The organism is Paenibacillus cremeus, from assembly GCF_007786445.1.
GTDB classification, from domain to species: domain Bacteria; phylum Bacillota; class Bacilli; order Paenibacillales; family NBRC-103111; genus Paenibacillus_G; species Paenibacillus_G cremeus.
This window is the reverse complement of record NZ_VNJI01000005.1, coordinates 209,623-225,114: the sequence shown is the minus strand read 5'-3', so window position 1 is coordinate 225,114 and position 15,492 is coordinate 209,623. Positions and strand designations below refer to the sequence as shown.

Here is a 15,492-nt window from a genome sequence, read left to right as displayed (position 1 = left end):
GACCTGAATGACACCTTGAAGCGTAGCAACATTTTTCTTCCATGCAGTGTGATGGCGTTTCAGCTTTCGTCCGCAATCTGGACAATTTTCGATTTCCGCACGATAGTAGATTTTTTTCTCAGGAACAATTCGATTTTTGGGCAAGGGCATAAGAAAACCTCCGTCAAAATAGCTGTTAATTATTTCGACAGAGGCATTGGAATATCCTGTTAGTTAATTGTACTTCCGTAGTTTTTTTTTGCACCCTATGAACGTTGCAACTTCCAAGCTCTACGCTTATGATTTGGATAGGATACTTTTATCGAAGTGAGGGGTTGTCAATGGTAAATAACCTTCTGTTTCAAGCTGGAGAAGTGGTTTCGGTTAGCCGTAGTGCAGCCCATAGCTTTAGTAAAGAAACGCTCGACGTCATAACACTGCTTGCAGGACTGGGAGTGGAAGGCGACGCGCATATGGGAAAAGCCGTGAAGCATCGTTCACGCGTTGCACAAAACCCGGATCAACCTAACCTTCGTCAAGTTCATTTAATCCATTCCGAGTTGTTCGATGAGCTGCACGATGCTGGTTTTAACGTCGGTCCTGGGCAGCTGGGCGAGAACATTACCACACGCGGGATCCATCTACTGGAATTGCCGACAGGCACCAAGCTGTATATCGGTAACACAGCCGCTATCGAAATCACGGGACTTCGCAATCCATGTGCACAAATTGACAATTTCCAGTCCGGACTGCTAAATGCGGTTCTGGATCACGACGAGGACGGAAATCTAATCCGAAAGGCTGGAATTATGGCTATAGTGCTGACAGGGGGAGAGGTTGCCCCCCGGGACCCGATCCGGGTGGAGCTGCCGCCTGAACCATTTCGCAAATTAGAACGCGTATAAAGGAGCTTCGTTGAAATGAAGACTTGGATCAAACCGCTGCTTAAGGTAGTTATTCCGATTGTTGTTATCCTGGTATTGTTTCGGATCGGGAAATGGTATGGCATGGCGGCGATTGCCGCGTTACTCGTTTATTTAGCTTTTAAGCTGCGCATCAATATGTGGATTTATAAGGCAAACTCTCTGTTTGCTAAAAAGGACTTTGCAGGTGCGGCGGAGCATTTTGGCAAAGCTTACGGTGCGAGCAAGAAGCCGTCGTATGCGATCTCGCAAGCCTTTGTCCTGCTGAAGAACGGACAAGTCCGGGAGGCGGAGCAGCTCCTGACGGAGATGATGAAGCTGAAGCTGCCTCGTACGGAGGAAATGAACGCGAAGATCAACTACTCCCTGGCTTTGTGGCTGCTCGGACAGCAAGAGCAAGCGCTTAAATTGATGGAGGCGGTCTTCTCCGACTTCAAAAATTCGATTGGCTATGGCAATTTGGGGATGTTCTATGTCATGAGCGGTGATCTCGATCGGGCCCTGAGCTTTAATCTAGAGGCCTACGAATATAATGACTCAGACAAAACGATCCTCGATAACCTGGCTTATACGTACTACCTGCTTGGCCGCCATCAGGAAGCGAAGGAAATCTATGAAAAGCTGATGGAGCAAAAGCCAACGTTTGCAGAAGCCTTTTATTATTACGGATTGACGCTGCGTGAGCTCGGAGAAATAGATCAGTCCATTCAAATCATGCAGCAAGGGCTGGAATTCGAACCGTCCATGATGACGAATGTGACCAAGGCTATGCTGAATGAGAAGCTTGGAGAATGGAACATGGACAGCGTCACAACGTCTGACCGCAATCCACAGTGATGATTTGCCCGGTCATGGCTTCCTGCTCCAGGGTGGCATTAATCATGGCTGCGATATCTTCCGGTGTCGAGATGCGCTGCAAGGGAAGATGGGGAGCAAGGAGGTTCATTTGCTCTTCTCTCCCTTCCCACCAACGGGTGGCGACCGCGCCAGGCACGATGCAGTTCACTCGAATATCGGGAGCAAGCGCCCGGGCCAGCGATTTGGTCAGTCCGTGGACAGCGGCTTTGGACACGGCGTAGGGCAGCGAGGAGCCTAATCCGGTTTGTCCCGCGATGCTGCCAAGATTGATGATCGCGCCTTGCTGCTGCTTCTTCATGTAGGGTGCAACAGCTCGCGCACAGTAAAACATCCCCTTCACATTCACATCGAACAACGCATCCCATATGTCCCCCGTGACCGACTCCAAATCCTCCATTGGAATATGCCGGGTAATACTCGCATTATTCACCAGCAGATCGACCGTGCCAAAATGCTGCACTGCAGCGTCCACCATGGCACGCACCTCTTGCTCCTGCGACACGTCCGCTTGGATGGCGATCGCCCGTCCTCCCTCGGAATGGATCAGACGCACCGTTTCCTCCGCATCGGCCGCAGAGCGTGAATAGTTCGCGATCACCACAGCTCCTTTTTTCGCCAGCGCCAAACTGGCTGCCCTGCCAATCCCCGTACCGCCTCCTGTAACCAAAGCTGCTTTATCCTTTAAATCCATTGCGTTTCCACTCCTCTGGTTTTTGTTGATGATCTTATTGTATTGGGCCTTGACTGATTTGTATAATTGAATTAAATGAAGTCTGAGTTCAAAATAATTGAATCGTGTCGTGTCTGGGGGATGGATGGATCATGGATCTCAAAACGTTAAAAACCTTTCAGCAAATCGTGAAATACGGGAGCTTTAATCGCGCAGCGCAAGATATGAACTATGTGCAGTCAACCGTCACGATGCAAATCCAAAAGCTGGAGTCGGAGCTCGGCGTTCAACTGCTGGAGCGGGGGAAGGAAATCGGCTTGACGGAGGCCGGGAGGCTGTTGTACGACCAGAGCATCCAAATCGTGAAACAGATGGAGCAGCTTCAGACCAACATAACGGATCTAAAATCGGGTGAAGCGGGGCATTTGCGCTTGGGGGTAACGGAGCCCACGGCTAGCTACCGTTTGCCTGGAATCCTGAAGACATTTATGTCTATGTACCCGAATATTCGAATCGCCGTGGAAATCTCGAACACTCCCGTCCTAAGCGAGCGCATTCTAAAAGGAGAGGTGGACATGGCGCTTTGTACGGCACCTGAACTCGGCATGGGCACGGAGCTTTATTTTGAGCCGCTGTTTCAGGAGGAGTTCGTGGCGCTGCTGCCCGGGAATCATCCACTATCGCTAAGGGAGAGGATCGAGCCGGAAGATTTACAAGGCTATCGTCTGCTGATCACCTCAGCGACTTGTCCCTACCGCAGAAAGCTGGAGATGGTGCTGCAGGAAAAAGGCAGCGTCACCCTCGACACGATGGAGGTCGGGAGCATGACGGCGTTGAAATTTTATGTGGAGAGCGGGCTGGGTGTCGCCTTGGTCCCTAAAATTATGGTAGATCCGGAATCGAAGGGTACAGTGAACAGAGAGATCAGCGGAAGCCTAATCCACATGACCTCTGGAATATTATGCAAGGCGTCGGCCTATCCGCTCCAAAGGGCAAATCAAAGGCTTTATGCCTATCTCAAGCAGGAGCTAAAAGAAGGCCACGCATAGGAGCCGCCGCTGCTAATTAAGGGTCTCCTTTTGCCATTTGCTTATTGCTTTTGGATCCACGATATGGTCAAGGTAGGAAAAATCTTAATATTTTCTTTAAAAAAAGCGGCATCACTCTTTACATTTCCACTATACACTTTGGAGGAATTGTACCATTGAATCTAGGAGTGAAACCACGTATGAAGAAAAATCTAAAAGTCTTGACTGAACTAACGGTCCTCGGAGCCTTACTCATGACCGCCGTGTCGCCCTCCGCTTATGCTGCAGATAGTGGCGATGTTACACTTCGCGCAGCTGTCGAAGGCTTGAACGGCACGCTGGACTGGTCCGCTGCGACCCAACAAATTACCGTTGATATCGGCGGCGAAAAGGTGCAGCTTAAGCTCGGCTCTACGGATGTCAGTTTGAAGGGCCAAGCGGTTAAGCTGGATAAAGCTCCTTATCTCGCCAATGGCCAAACCTTTGTATCGACCGCTACTGTCAAACAAATTCAGGATGCAATGAAAAATTCGGACCAGCTGTTATTTACCTTCTCTACCGTCGGTGATTGCCGTATCGATGACACGGTCCAGGACGCTTCTGCCCAAGATCAGAAATGGCTCGTTAATAGCAAGGTGTTAACCCGTATGATGGATGAAATGGGCAGTCAGAAATCTAAGATGCTGTTTTTTAATGGTGATATGATTATGGGCTATACACCGAACTCCGACGTAAGTATTTTGAACCGGGAATATGCGTTTTGGCGTGGTATGGTCGGTACTGCCTTTGAGCATGGCACATATGTTTTCCCCGTTCCTGGCAATCACGAGGTTCAAGACAACTATAAGGACGCTAAGGGCACCACCGTCAAGGCAGCGACGGAAGCTAATGAAAAGACCTGGCGAGACAACATGGGAGACATTATCGTCGACGAGAAGCGCTTCTCACAGATTCTTGGTGATCAAGTTGCTGGCTGGGACCCAAACAATTACCCACAGATCGGGATGGATCATATAACCACGAGTCAGAAGCAGTTAAGCTACTCTTTTGATTACCGCGGTTCGCATTTCGCTATATTGAACACGGATCCAACAGGGTATGATACTCACGCACCGATTGAGTGGCTTACGAAGGATTTGGAGGCGGCGAAAGCGCGAGGAATGAAGCATTCCTTTGTTTTTGGCCATAAGCTTGCATATACATATTATTTTGATGAAACGGCGAAAGTAAGCGGCCTCGATGCGGATATGGAGCATGCGAATGCCTTCTGGAAAATTATCCAGGACAATAACGCCACTTATTTTAGCGGCCATGAGCATATTACTAATATTAGTCAGCCCAATAACGGCAAGGCTTATCAGGTGGTCGTCGGCTCCGGCGGCTCCCCATTTGAAGCGAAAAAACCAACGAGTAACCCGATCGACCGAAATTACGCTTGGGTCACTGTGAAAGTATACGAAAGCGGTAAGGTTCACATGGATGCTTATGGCTTCGACGCTAATTACGGGCCGACTCAAAACTTTATGAGCTGGGATCTGGAGAAAGGCTTCTAAATAGGTTTACTGACTGACCGCTCGAGCTGCACCGCCCAGGTGCAGTTTTTTTATTCTTCGATCGGACCTAAAGAGTATAATTTTGTATATTGAACCTTTGACTGGATTGAAATAAACTGGAAAATAGGACTTTGGTGCTTAGTACATCATGAACGAGAAGGAAGGTACCACCAGATGAAAATGAAATCGTATGTGCTGCTCTCCGTGTGTATTTTGTTCTGGGGCAGCAACTTTGTGTTCGGGGCGATTTTGGTAAAACAGTTTTCGCCAATGCTTCTCTCGGCGATCCGGCTTACCTTTACCTCATTTTTCCTTATTGGCTATGCCTGGTTTTCCAAAAATTCCGTTCGTCTGCAGAGGGCGGACTGGATGCTGTTAATTCCGCTGGGTTTTATCGGGACGCTAGCGAATCAAACCGCTTTTTTCACCGGGATGAAAACCGTGGACGGAACGACAGCCTCGCTAATCTTGTCTCTTGCCCCGATCACCACCGCCATTCTGGCATCGTTATTCCTTAGGGAGCCGTTGACCAAACGGGTAGCGGCAGGAGCCATCATTGCTGTGCTGGGGGTCTATTGCGTGGTGGGCATTGGTAAGCCGTTCCAGATTACTGCCGGCATGTGGCTGATTTTCATTGCAATGCTGACCTTTTCTGTTTCCATTATCATGATGCGGAAGCTGATTGAGCGCGTCGATCCGATCAGCGCCACCATGTACTCGACTGTCATCGGCTGTGGGATGCAGATCATAGCCGCTTCGATGGTGGAGCAGGTTAGCGGCATATGGCGGGTACCGCTTTGGGCGTGGCTGCTGGCTATTGCGACCGCACTAATGATGCAAGGGGTATGCGGACTGCTCTGGAACCGGCAAATCAAAGAGATCGGTGCAGCCAAAGCGGCGATCTTTTTAAACCTGCAGCCCTTCGTAGCGATGATCGTCGGCTTTGCGCTGCTCGGGACGCCTGTGACGTGGCCGCAGATTGGGGGCTCGGTACTGATTATTTTTGGCGTGATGGTGGCGACGGAAATGCTGCCGAAGCGCGGAACGCAGTTTTTTGCCAGACCCTCCAAGCGGGAGAATGTATCTTCTTGATTAGCCCTGGTGCGTTTTTTTTGACTCGGTCGAGCAACTACTTTATGAGCATCTCATCCACCTTGGCTCTCATTGCTTTCACGACGGTTCGTTTATTCCGAATGGCGAGAAGTATGACCTTCATCTGCTGCCGCCGGGATAGCCGGGAAAATCGGGGTTCCTGCCGCAAGAACATCCTGAGGATGACCCAACTGGTGGGCAGCAAGCGCAGCTTCAGAGGGTTCGGTTGTTCCAGGATGCGTTCCTTCCCTCTAAGCATGTGGGCTAGGAGGGCTTCAAGCTCTGACAACGCTTTCGTTTCATCCACAATGCAAGGAGCATATTGTTTTTTCGTATGGTCCCGAAGGAAAAGATAACGCTCATGCCCGCTTAGAATCGTATAGCTTCCGTCTTTCCTGTTTCTTCGAACCGCTATCAAATGCATGCAGTCCCATAAATAGGACTTTAATTTTTTTATGCGCTCCGTCAGGGGGACGGGGCCGCCTGGTTGAATTTGATCCAGAGGTATATATTGCACGGTGAATCTCATGCTACTCCCTCCTTGTTGCAACTTGATGAAAGTTGTCAACTTAATGAAGTATATGAGCGTCTCAATTGTCCTATTCGGGTGCAACTACGGGAGTATGCAGATGCATGGAGAAATTTGAAGCATCTTGAAGCTCGAACCCTAACTTGCTGTAAAAATGGCGCAATCGGCTCCTATGCTCCGCACTCTCGCCAGCCGACATATAGCCCGAAATGGTTTTGTATCCATGCTCCTGGGCGAATTGGATTAATTCCTTCACTAATATGGTCCCATAGCCCTTATTAATCTGATGGTGATACACGTCCAATCGGCCAAGCCAAATTTCATCCTTATTTTTCAAAATGCAATGGATTCCAAGGGGGAGGGGGGGACGGATCAGCCTGCGGTTTTTAATAATATCGGCATACATATGCAGGTACTCCGATTCTTCAGTCCGCGTCGTATAGTGCACAACGATTTTCTCATCGGCTGATTTAATGATGTTTAGCACCTGAGTGCCGCGTTTTTTAATAAACCTTGAAACTAAACGCTTCTCCATGGAATTCAGCATCGCGTTCATCCCCTTTATTACAAGCTTATGAGGGGACTGTCCAGGTCATGCGATAAGAGAAGCTATGCATCACGAGCGTTAGTTGGGCCTTTTTCGCGGCTTGGAGCTCAATCCGGGTAAACTGATGGGTCGTTGAATCTCCGCATAGTTATCGTCGATATCGGATCGAATGGAATTGAGCAGATGCAGTGCAAAAGCTCGTTCCTTTACGTCAGGTATCGATTGGACTAAATCCTCTAGCTGCTTTAAGCGGGTATCTGTTACAAATTTCATGCTCCAGCACAACCTCCGATAATGGCACTATATTCAATAGAATTCGTCGTGAACGGTCGTTTTCAGTCGAGTTGGAAGGCTTGCCCGAAAAGAACTGTTCAATGGAGGTAAAAAGCAGGCCGATCTGTCGAGCATTTAAGGACGGAAGCCTAATTTTGCCCCGTCTGACCCTGCTCCAAGCAGCATCGGACATTTTATATCCCGAGAGACAAAATTTGATCTGCCTGGGCTGCAGACTAGCCTCAGCATAAACTGTCACTTTCTTGCCGATAGGGGACATCCTAAAATGAAAGCGTTACCGTAAACGTTGTTCCAACAATAATCATAGTTGACAACTGACAGCGCCAACTCGCTAAAACGGTTGCAACGGGGGAGGTTAAGATGATGGCTGGAAGACAGAAGCGTTGGGGTGGGCTGATGGCATCCGTCCTCGCGGTGGGCTTGGTGGCAGGGTGTTCAGGAGGAGGGCAGCCGGCGGCTACCGGAACGAACACGAATCCGAAGCCGGCAGACCAAAAGCCGGCGGACCAGAAGCCAGCGGAGGCTGCGAAGCCGGCAGAGCCGCTAAAGATGCAAATGATGGTGCCGTCGTTTGCCGATGTGCCTAACATGAACGATGAGTACTGGTCGGAATGGCAGAAGCGGACGAATTCGAAGCTGGACGTGGAGTGGATCCCTTCGGGTGACTACGATACGAAGTTTGACCTTGTGCTGGCGTCCGGCAACCTGCCGGAAGTAATTGTCGCTCAGTCTACTACTCGCCCAACTTTGATTAATGCGATTAAGCAAGGCGCGTTCTGGGACCTGTCTCCCATCCTCGGTGACTTCAGCAAATACCCGAATTTGAAAAAGAACAGTGAAGGCAACGTTTGGAATTATATGAAGGTGGACGGCAAAATTTACGGCATTCCGCGCAACCGCCCGCTGATCGACTTGGGGATCAAGATGCGCAAGGACTGGCTGGATAAGCTGAATATCCCGATTCCGAAGACGATGGATGAATATGCCGCCGCACTGAAAAAGATCGTTGACAGCGATCCGGACGGGAACGGCAAGAACGATACGATCGGTCTGCTGGGCCACGGCTTCCTGCTGGCGGACGGTGACGGCTCGCTGCTCGCTGCCTTTGGCGGACTCGACCCCCAATTCGATAAAGACGGCGGCCTAATTAAAGAAACGATGACTCCGCAATACGCCGACATGGTAGCCTGGCTCCGCAAGCTGTATGCCGACGGTGTACTCGCCAAGGAGTTCTCCGCGATCAAGAAAACGCAGGCGGAGGAGCTGTTTGCCACCGGCAAAGCCGCTTCGTATGTGCGTAATATCTGGCGCGACTACTCTTGGGAGCAGGACATCAAGAAGGTTCAGCCGGGGGCGAACGTCATTACGCTGCCACCGATGAAAGGTCCAGGCGGGGTGAGCGTCCAGCTGGCGACGCCGTTCTTCGGAGCGATGTACATTTCGAAGAAGGTGCCGGAGGCGAAGGTACGTCAGATCCTCGATTACATGGAAAAAACAACTACAATGGAGTATACGGATTTTAACTACTTTGGTATAGAGGGCGTTCACCACAAAGTGGTCGACGGACAGCCGGTGCTGACGGATCTCGGCGTGAAGCAGGTGACGACCAATGCTAACCAGGTGTTTGCGCTGGCGTTCAACAACAAGATGAAGGTCATGAACCCTGCGGCTCCGAAGGCGTACAACGATGCGAAGCTGAAGGAAACCGAAGTGTTCGCGCAGGTCGGCAAGCTCAATGTGTTCGGGATTATTTCATCCGATACGTGGGTAAACATCTGGCCGAAATATGAGAAGGATTGGCAGTCGATGGTCACTAAGGCGATCGTCGGTCAAGTCTCGATGGACGAATACAAGGCCTATGTAGAGAAGTTGAACAGCAGCGCGGACTTCAAGAAGGCTTATCAGGAGTTCGCGAAGAACTATAAGGAATATTTTGGCGATAAAAAATAAGTAAGGCACCAGGGGCGGCTGCACACCGTCGACCGTTCATTCGGCCGATGGCGGACCGCCCTTTTCATACTTAAGGCGCAGGCATGTGCCAAAACTAGTGTTTTTTTGACAAAGGACTCGACAAAGTCGAAATCGAACTTAACATGGAGGGAAAGCCTTATGCCGATTTACAATGTTGATAATCAGCCATTCCAAGGGGAACACGTACTGGATAATCCGCCACCCTTTCACGAGAAGCTGTTGGACTATGGCGAGCGCCCTTATTGGTCGCCGGACGGCAAGCGCATCGCGTTTATCGATAAAAATTACGGTGATGTGTGCGAAATCGACCTAGAGACCCGAGAAGTGCGCAATCTGACCAAGAACAACGGCGAATACCACTCTTTTCTCCGTGTGTTGTTTCTGGCCAACGGAGATTACTTGTTGATTGGCCCGAAGGTGTTCAAGGATCGGCATACGAGCCGCCATCTGGAATCGGAGCTGTGGGTCATGGACAAAGACGCCAGCCGTCCGCCTAAGCCGCTGGGCCGCAAAATTTCGGAGGGGGCCGGCGTGTCCACCATCGCGAACCGCATCACGTATACCATGCACGGCGGCCATGACCCGAGCATCGGCACGACACAGGACTGCGAATGCCATGTGACGGAGATCGTCTACGGTGAGAATGGACCGGAGCTGGGCGAGGACCGGGTTATTTACCGCAATGTCCGAGGCCGTCATCCGGAGCCGCAGGATTTTCGCCACAACGATACGGAGGTCATCATGGCCGAATATATCGGCAGCCCGTTCCGGACGCCGGACAATTGGAAAACGATCGTCCGCGGGATCGATTTGAAGACCTTGGATGTACGCACGTACATTAACGAGGAGCTGACGCATAATGAGTGCGAGGGCATTTTTCCGGATGGGGAACATATTTGTTTAGAGTCGTCCTGCGACTTCGAGAACCAATATCCGCCGATCGATCTGTGGAAGCTGAAGCTGGACGGGTCGGGACGGCGGGTGCGGATGACGCGTTTTTTTGACCGGGTGCCATGGAGAACGAGCAATTCCAATGTCAGCCCGGATGGCAAGTGGCTGGCCTTCATGGTCAACACCTATACGAGCGAAGCGGGGTATGGGATGGGTCTGGGACTCATGAACCTCGAAGAATGGGAAAAAAGCGAGTACGCCCAGCAGTGGGAAACACCGGAGGAACGGGCGGCGAGCAGACAAAAATAGCTAACGAATTTGGATGTTCAGCTTTTAGGAGGGTGCTATGGTCAACTGGATGCGAACGAGGCTGCGTCACCTGGGTGCGAAGCCGGCGCAAGGAGGCAAATACTTGTACCGGCTAATTTGGCTCGGCTGTATTTCCGTGTGTATTCCGATCATTCTTGCTTGCGCGGTATACTACCAATTTTCGATGAACCGGGTGAACCAAGAGATTATCAATCAGTCCCAAGCCTCTCTCGTGTCCATGAAGGATCGTGCGGAGCGGATTTTGCAAGGGATTGAGCAGCAGTCGCTTCAGTTAGCCATAGACCCCATTGTGTCCGATTTTTTCACCAAAGGCCCGATGGACAATACGCTGGTGTGGCATCAGCAATTGCTGGATCGGATCGCGCTGCTGAAGAACAGCAATGGCTTTATTGACGAGATCTATTTTTACAATACCGCAGAAGATCTAGTGCTCTCGAACCGATATGGCGCGATTGCGAAAGAGTCGTATAAGTATAAAAATGATATCGACCGCCTGCTCGCGAACGTCCAGCTCTCCCAGTGGGCCTATATGCCGATTAGCCAAAAGGACGGTTTTATTACGTTTGCCCGCATGCTGCCTGTCGTTAGCGGGGGGAAGCCGCAGGGGATTTTGGCCTTTGAAATCGAGATGTCGGCGGTCAGTAATTTTTTGCAGACGGATACCCTAATACTGCCGACGGCTGGATTGGTCACCAAGTCTAACGTAAGTGATCAATCCAGCCAAGGCCAGGATTTGCTTATTACAAACTACCAGAAGCTGTTCGACACCAAGACGAGCGAAAGAGCCGAATTAAGCTCCATGCTTCTCAGTCTGCCGGCGATTCAACAAATTCGGGCGTCGGATAAAGGCACCGATAATTTTTATGCACAAGGGCTGGACGGGGAGAAAGCGCATTTCCTCTATATGAAAAATGTGTTTGGCCGTACCTACATCACGGTCATCTCGGAGCAGCAGATCACCAATCAGCTGAATTGGATTCGCGGCATGACGCTGCTGATTTTGTTCTTTTTTATCGTACTGGGTGTTCTGCTCACTTACTTTAACACGAAACGGGCCTATAACCCGATCGAGCAGCTGATCAACCACAGCAAGGGGCTGAACGTCGGCCGGATTCCGTCGAAGGAGAACGAATTTGATTACATTAAGGCCTGCCTTGATTTTCTAAATCAGGAGACGGAGAAACTAGGAAGCTATATGGAAAAAATCGAGCCGACGCTAAGGGAAAAATGTCTGCAGCAGCTGCTGGGCGGCGATTATGTCCGGCAGGAGGCGCTGGTCGAGGATTGCGAGGCGTACGGCATCCCGGTCCGCGCGACGTATGTGGTGCTGGTGGCGGAGGCCGAAAACATTACGAAGGACACGCGGTTTCTTCCCGAGGAGAAAGGCGTGATTGCGTTTGTGATCGCCAACGTGATGCAAGAAATGCTGCAGATGGATTCGGCGCTTCGCGGGTATGTAATGCCATATCAAGGCCGGGGGGTGGTGCTGATGCATTTTGCTCAAGGGAAGGAGCAGTCGGCGCTGCTGCAGCAGACGCTGAAGTATGCACAATCGGTATGCGCTTCGCTGAAAAATGTGCTGAAGATCGACGTTTCGGTGGGCATCGGGCGGTATTATGCGCATGTGGCGGACGTTCCAGTGTCGTACAAGGAGGCGGATACTGCGCTGCAGTACCGGATGTACAAGGAAACCGACCATGTTCTGTTTATCGAGGATTTGGAGCATACCAAGAAGCCATTGCCCCTTCGGTATCCGAAGCAGCTGGAGCAGAGCATTCTGAATACGCTCGAAGCCGGCGAAATGGAAAGCGCGGCCCGTTATTTATCGGAGTTCGCCGATGTGCTGCGCGAGTCCGAATCGTATGTGTTCATTTACCAGAGCTATCATATGCTGCTTTCGTCGATCATCACTTCTTTGGAAAAGCAGGGCGGCAGCCTTCTTGATATCTTGGAGCACAATGTATTCGGACAGCTGAAAAACAAGACGACGAGCAAGGACATCTACGACTGGTTTGTGGAGACGCTGTTCCCGCTGTACCAATGGCTGACGGAGAGCGGTCGTACGGCCTCGAGCCAGTCCGTGATTCAGTTGATCTGCAAGCACATTAAGGAAAATAGCACCAGCGATGTCTCCTTGGTACAGTGTGCGGACATGGTGGGCATGAGCGCGTCGTATTTAAGCCGGCTGTTTAAGAAGGAAACCGGCATGAATTTTCTTGACTATGTCGTGGAATGCAAGCTGGAGGAGGCCAAAAAGCTGCTGACCGAGACGGATCAATCCGTCAGCGAGATCGCTACGGCGATCGGCTATTCAGAGCGCAATTTGAACCGGATTTTTCAGCGGCTCACGCAAACCTCGCCTAGTGTTTTTCGGTCGAAGCATAGGTAAAACGGACGGATTTTGACCTGCAGGACGGAAATTGACCGCTTGCAGAGAGCCGTCAGGCCGCTGAAATGGCGCTGCAGCAGGGGAAAAGAATTGTCTCTTTTCTGCCGTCTGCGCAAGGCATACAATTCAAAATGTAAACGCTAACTTTCGTGTGGCGACTTTCCGGGCAGGTTCGATTAACCTTTGGCGGCAAGTCGCTTTTTCTTAAGCTCGGAAAGGTGGAAGCACGGATGAAACATTTGCCGCAATTGCCCTATGGCGCGGTCTATTTTCGCAAATCCAATCCTCCCCGGGAGGACTGGGAACGAGATTATGCGGTGGCGCGGGAAGACGGGATGAACCTGTTTCGTCACTGGTTTATGTGGGGAGCGATTGAAATGGCCCCTGGCGAGTTCGACTGGTCGGACTACGACCGTCAAATGGATCTTGCAGCGCAGCAGGGGATGAAGACGATCATCGCAGAGATGATCACGTCGGTGCCGGAATGGGCCGTGCACGACTATCCGGAAGCGGTTTACATGCGGGCGGACGGCTCCAGGCTGAATTCCCGCATGGGTGTCAGCAGCGCCACAGGTGGCTTCGGCGACGGATCGTCGGGCGTGCTGTGCTTGGACTGCCCTGACGCTCAGCGGCTGGCTGGCCGGTTTTTGACGGAGCTGGTGCTCCGGTACAAGGACCATCCGGCGATGGCCGGGTACGATGTGTGGAACGAGTGCAACTATTCGCCGCATGTCTGCTATTGCGACCATACGAAGAGGAAGTTCCGCGAGTGGCTGCAAGAGAAGTATGGCAGCTTGCGCGAGCTGGGTGTCGCCTGGAATCGATACAGCTATTCCAGCTGGGAGCAGGTGCAGCCTCCAGCGCAGCTCGAGCCGTATCCGGAGTGCCTGGATTGGCTGGAGTTCAAGAAGGACAATTTTTATCGGCAGATGCAGTGGCGGATTGATTTGATCCGGAGCCTAGACTCCTCCGGTAACTTGATTACCGCTCATGGGATTGCCGGCAGCATGAATGTGATGGCTTCGATGGGAGCGGACGATTGGCTGGCCGCCTCGAAGGTCGAGGTGTACGGCTTCACCTGGGTCGCCTCGCGCAAGGGCAGCGAGCCCTGGAAGCAGTGGCACGCGGTCGACTTGACGCGTGCGGCCTCCGGCGGCAAGCCGTTCTGGCACGCGGAGGCGCAGGGCGGCCCGCTGTGGCTGCAGCCGCAGGTGCTCGGCCGTCCGCGTGAGGACGGGCGTGTGACGGAGCCGGAGGACCTCCGGCTCTGGCAGCTGACCTCCTTCGCCGGAGGGGCGAGAGGGCTGCTGTTCCCGCGCTGGCGACCGCTGCTGGACGGGCCGCTGTTCGGCGCGTTCGGCGCCTACGGGATGGACGGCTCGCGGACGGATCGCTCGAGGATGGCCAGCGCGCTGGCTCGATGGGCGAACGCGCCGGAGCAGCAGGAGCTGCTCGAGGCGGCACCGGTGCAGGGGGACATCGGCATCCTGGTCACCCCGGAGGCGCAGTCGTTCGATTATTTGCTGAACCGCGAGGGGCGAGGCGAGGCTTACAGCCACTCGATGTGGGGGGCTTATCAAGGCTTTTTCGACAACCATATCCAAGCGGATTGGGTGCATATTGACCAGATCAACCGGTATCGGGTGCTGTACTGGCCTTATCCCATTATGACGCTGCGGTCGCATGCAGAGGCGATTGCGAAGTGGGTGGAGCGAGGCGGCGTACTGATCAGCGAGGGCTGCCCGGCCTACTTCGGCGATCGGGGAAGGGTCGGAGCTCAGCAGCCGAATCTCGGGTTGGATGCGGTGTTTGGGGCGCAGGAGAGCAGCGTTGAGTTTATGCCGGACATTCTAGGCGATGTGCGCTTTTGCTATAACGGCTTGACCGTTCGCGGTGGGGTGTATGTACAGGCGTATGCGGCAGGGGCCAATGGAGGGCAGGCGCAAGGCGAGTACGCAGATGGTCGCTCGGGTGCTGCGGTGATGGAGCATACTTACGGTAAGGGACGAACGCTGCTCGTCGGCACCTTCCCGTCGGAAGCGTACTATCGGACGCACGACGCGGGGAATCGGGCGTACTTCGCGGAGGTCGCCCGCTGGGCGGGCATCCAGCCGCAGGCATGCGTATCCGCTGCCGGCGACAGCAGCCGCTTGGCGGTACGGCTGAGCGAGCATCCCGGCGGCAGCTTGTTTTTGTGGGTGCTCAATCACGGCCGGGAAGAGGCCGTGGCGGAGGTGACGCTGTCCCCGGCGTGGGGCGAGCGGCAGCCGGGCGGGGTATATTGGGGCGACGCGCAGGCGGTGCAGGCTAGCGGCGATGGGAATGCGGCGCAGGTGCAGGTAAGGGTCCCCGGGCGTGATGCGGTCATTGTGCGGTTGGGGTAGACACATAGGCGCATTACGATTCGTTAGCGGCACGAAGCATGCGGTGGGCCCGAT

General features: G+C 52.6%; 13 protein-coding genes. 9 read left to right on the top strand and 4 right to left on the bottom strand.

Annotated features, from left to right (window positions below):
* Positions 1-320: 320 nt before the first annotated feature.
* Entirely contained in the window at positions 321-884 is a 564-nt protein-coding gene (locus FPZ49_RS06080; protein ID WP_144844554.1) for an MOSC domain-containing protein, read from the top strand.
* Positions 885-899: 15 nt separating this feature from the next.
* A complete protein-coding gene (locus FPZ49_RS06075; RefSeq protein WP_144844552.1) occupies positions 900-1,739 on the top strand; it encodes a tetratricopeptide repeat protein in 840 nt (279 codons plus the stop codon).
* On the opposite strand, the gene FPZ49_RS06070 is transcribed toward FPZ49_RS06075, so the two are convergent.
* The gene (locus FPZ49_RS06070; protein WP_144844549.1) at positions 1,711-2,451 is read right to left on the bottom strand and encodes an SDR family NAD(P)-dependent oxidoreductase; all 741 of its coding nucleotides are present in this window, start codon (positions 2,449-2,451) and stop codon (positions 1,711-1,713) included. The two genes, FPZ49_RS06075 and FPZ49_RS06070, sit on opposite strands and share 29 nt — an antisense overlap.
* A gap of 131 nt (positions 2,452-2,582) precedes the next feature.
* Between FPZ49_RS06070 and FPZ49_RS06065 the strand changes: the two genes are divergently transcribed.
* The 3 genes from FPZ49_RS06065 (at position 2,583) to FPZ49_RS06055 (ending at position 6,103) form a co-directional block, all read left to right on the top strand.
* Complete coding sequence (locus tag FPZ49_RS06065) at positions 2,583-3,479, top strand: LysR family transcriptional regulator (RefSeq protein ID WP_144844547.1); 897 nt, start codon at positions 2,583-2,585, stop codon at positions 3,477-3,479.
* Between the two features lie 179 nt (positions 3,480-3,658).
* Positions 3,659-5,011 carry a stalk domain-containing protein gene (locus FPZ49_RS06060; protein WP_144844545.1) on the top strand — a complete coding sequence of 451 codons (1,353 nt, stop codon included), beginning with the start codon at positions 3,659-3,661 and terminating at the stop codon, positions 5,009-5,011.
* 174 nt (positions 5,012-5,185) lie between these two features.
* Positions 5,186-6,103: a DMT family transporter gene (locus FPZ49_RS06055; RefSeq protein ID WP_261381287.1), complete on the top strand. Its 918-nt coding sequence runs from the start codon at positions 5,186-5,188 to the stop codon at positions 6,101-6,103.
* A 37-nt stretch (positions 6,104-6,140) separates the two neighbouring features.
* Here FPZ49_RS06055 and FPZ49_RS06050 read toward each other — a convergent pair whose 3' ends face one another.
* From FPZ49_RS06050 to FPZ49_RS06040, 3 genes are all read right to left on the bottom strand, one after another.
* Complete coding sequence (locus FPZ49_RS06050) at positions 6,141-6,632, bottom strand: hypothetical protein (RefSeq protein WP_144844543.1); 492 nt, start codon at positions 6,630-6,632, stop codon at positions 6,141-6,143.
* A gap of 70 nt (positions 6,633-6,702) precedes the next feature.
* Positions 6,703-7,179 carry a GNAT family N-acetyltransferase gene (locus tag FPZ49_RS06045; protein WP_186445645.1) on the bottom strand — a complete coding sequence of 159 codons (477 nt, stop codon included), beginning with the start codon at positions 7,177-7,179 and terminating at the stop codon, positions 6,703-6,705.
* Positions 7,180-7,257: 78 nt separating this feature from the next.
* A complete protein-coding gene (locus FPZ49_RS06040) occupies positions 7,258-7,452 on the bottom strand; it encodes a hypothetical protein (protein WP_144844539.1) in 195 nt (64 codons plus the stop codon).
* A gap of 381 nt (positions 7,453-7,833) precedes the next feature.
* Here FPZ49_RS06040 and FPZ49_RS06035 point away from each other — a divergent pair, with 381 nt between their 5' ends.
* The 4 genes from FPZ49_RS06035 to FPZ49_RS06020 all read left to right on the top strand — a co-directional run bounded on the left by FPZ49_RS06035 (position 7,834) and on the right by FPZ49_RS06020 (position 15,438).
* Positions 7,834-9,423 carry an extracellular solute-binding protein gene (locus tag FPZ49_RS06035; RefSeq protein WP_261381285.1) on the top strand — a complete coding sequence of 530 codons (1,590 nt, stop codon included), beginning with the start codon at positions 7,834-7,836 and terminating at the stop codon, positions 9,421-9,423.
* A 159-nt stretch (positions 9,424-9,582) separates the two neighbouring features.
* Positions 9,583-10,644, top strand: coding sequence for a PD40 domain-containing protein (locus FPZ49_RS06030; RefSeq protein WP_144844537.1), 1,062 nt, complete (start codon positions 9,583-9,585; stop codon positions 10,642-10,644).
* Positions 10,645-10,681: 37 nt separating this feature from the next.
* Complete coding sequence (locus tag FPZ49_RS06025; protein WP_144844535.1) at positions 10,682-13,054, top strand: helix-turn-helix domain-containing protein; 2,373 nt, start codon at positions 10,682-10,684, stop codon at positions 13,052-13,054.
* 230 nt (positions 13,055-13,284) lie between these two features.
* A complete protein-coding gene (locus FPZ49_RS06020; RefSeq protein ID WP_144844532.1) occupies positions 13,285-15,438 on the top strand; it encodes a beta-galactosidase in 2,154 nt (717 codons plus the stop codon).
* Positions 15,439-15,492: the final 54 nt, after the last annotated feature.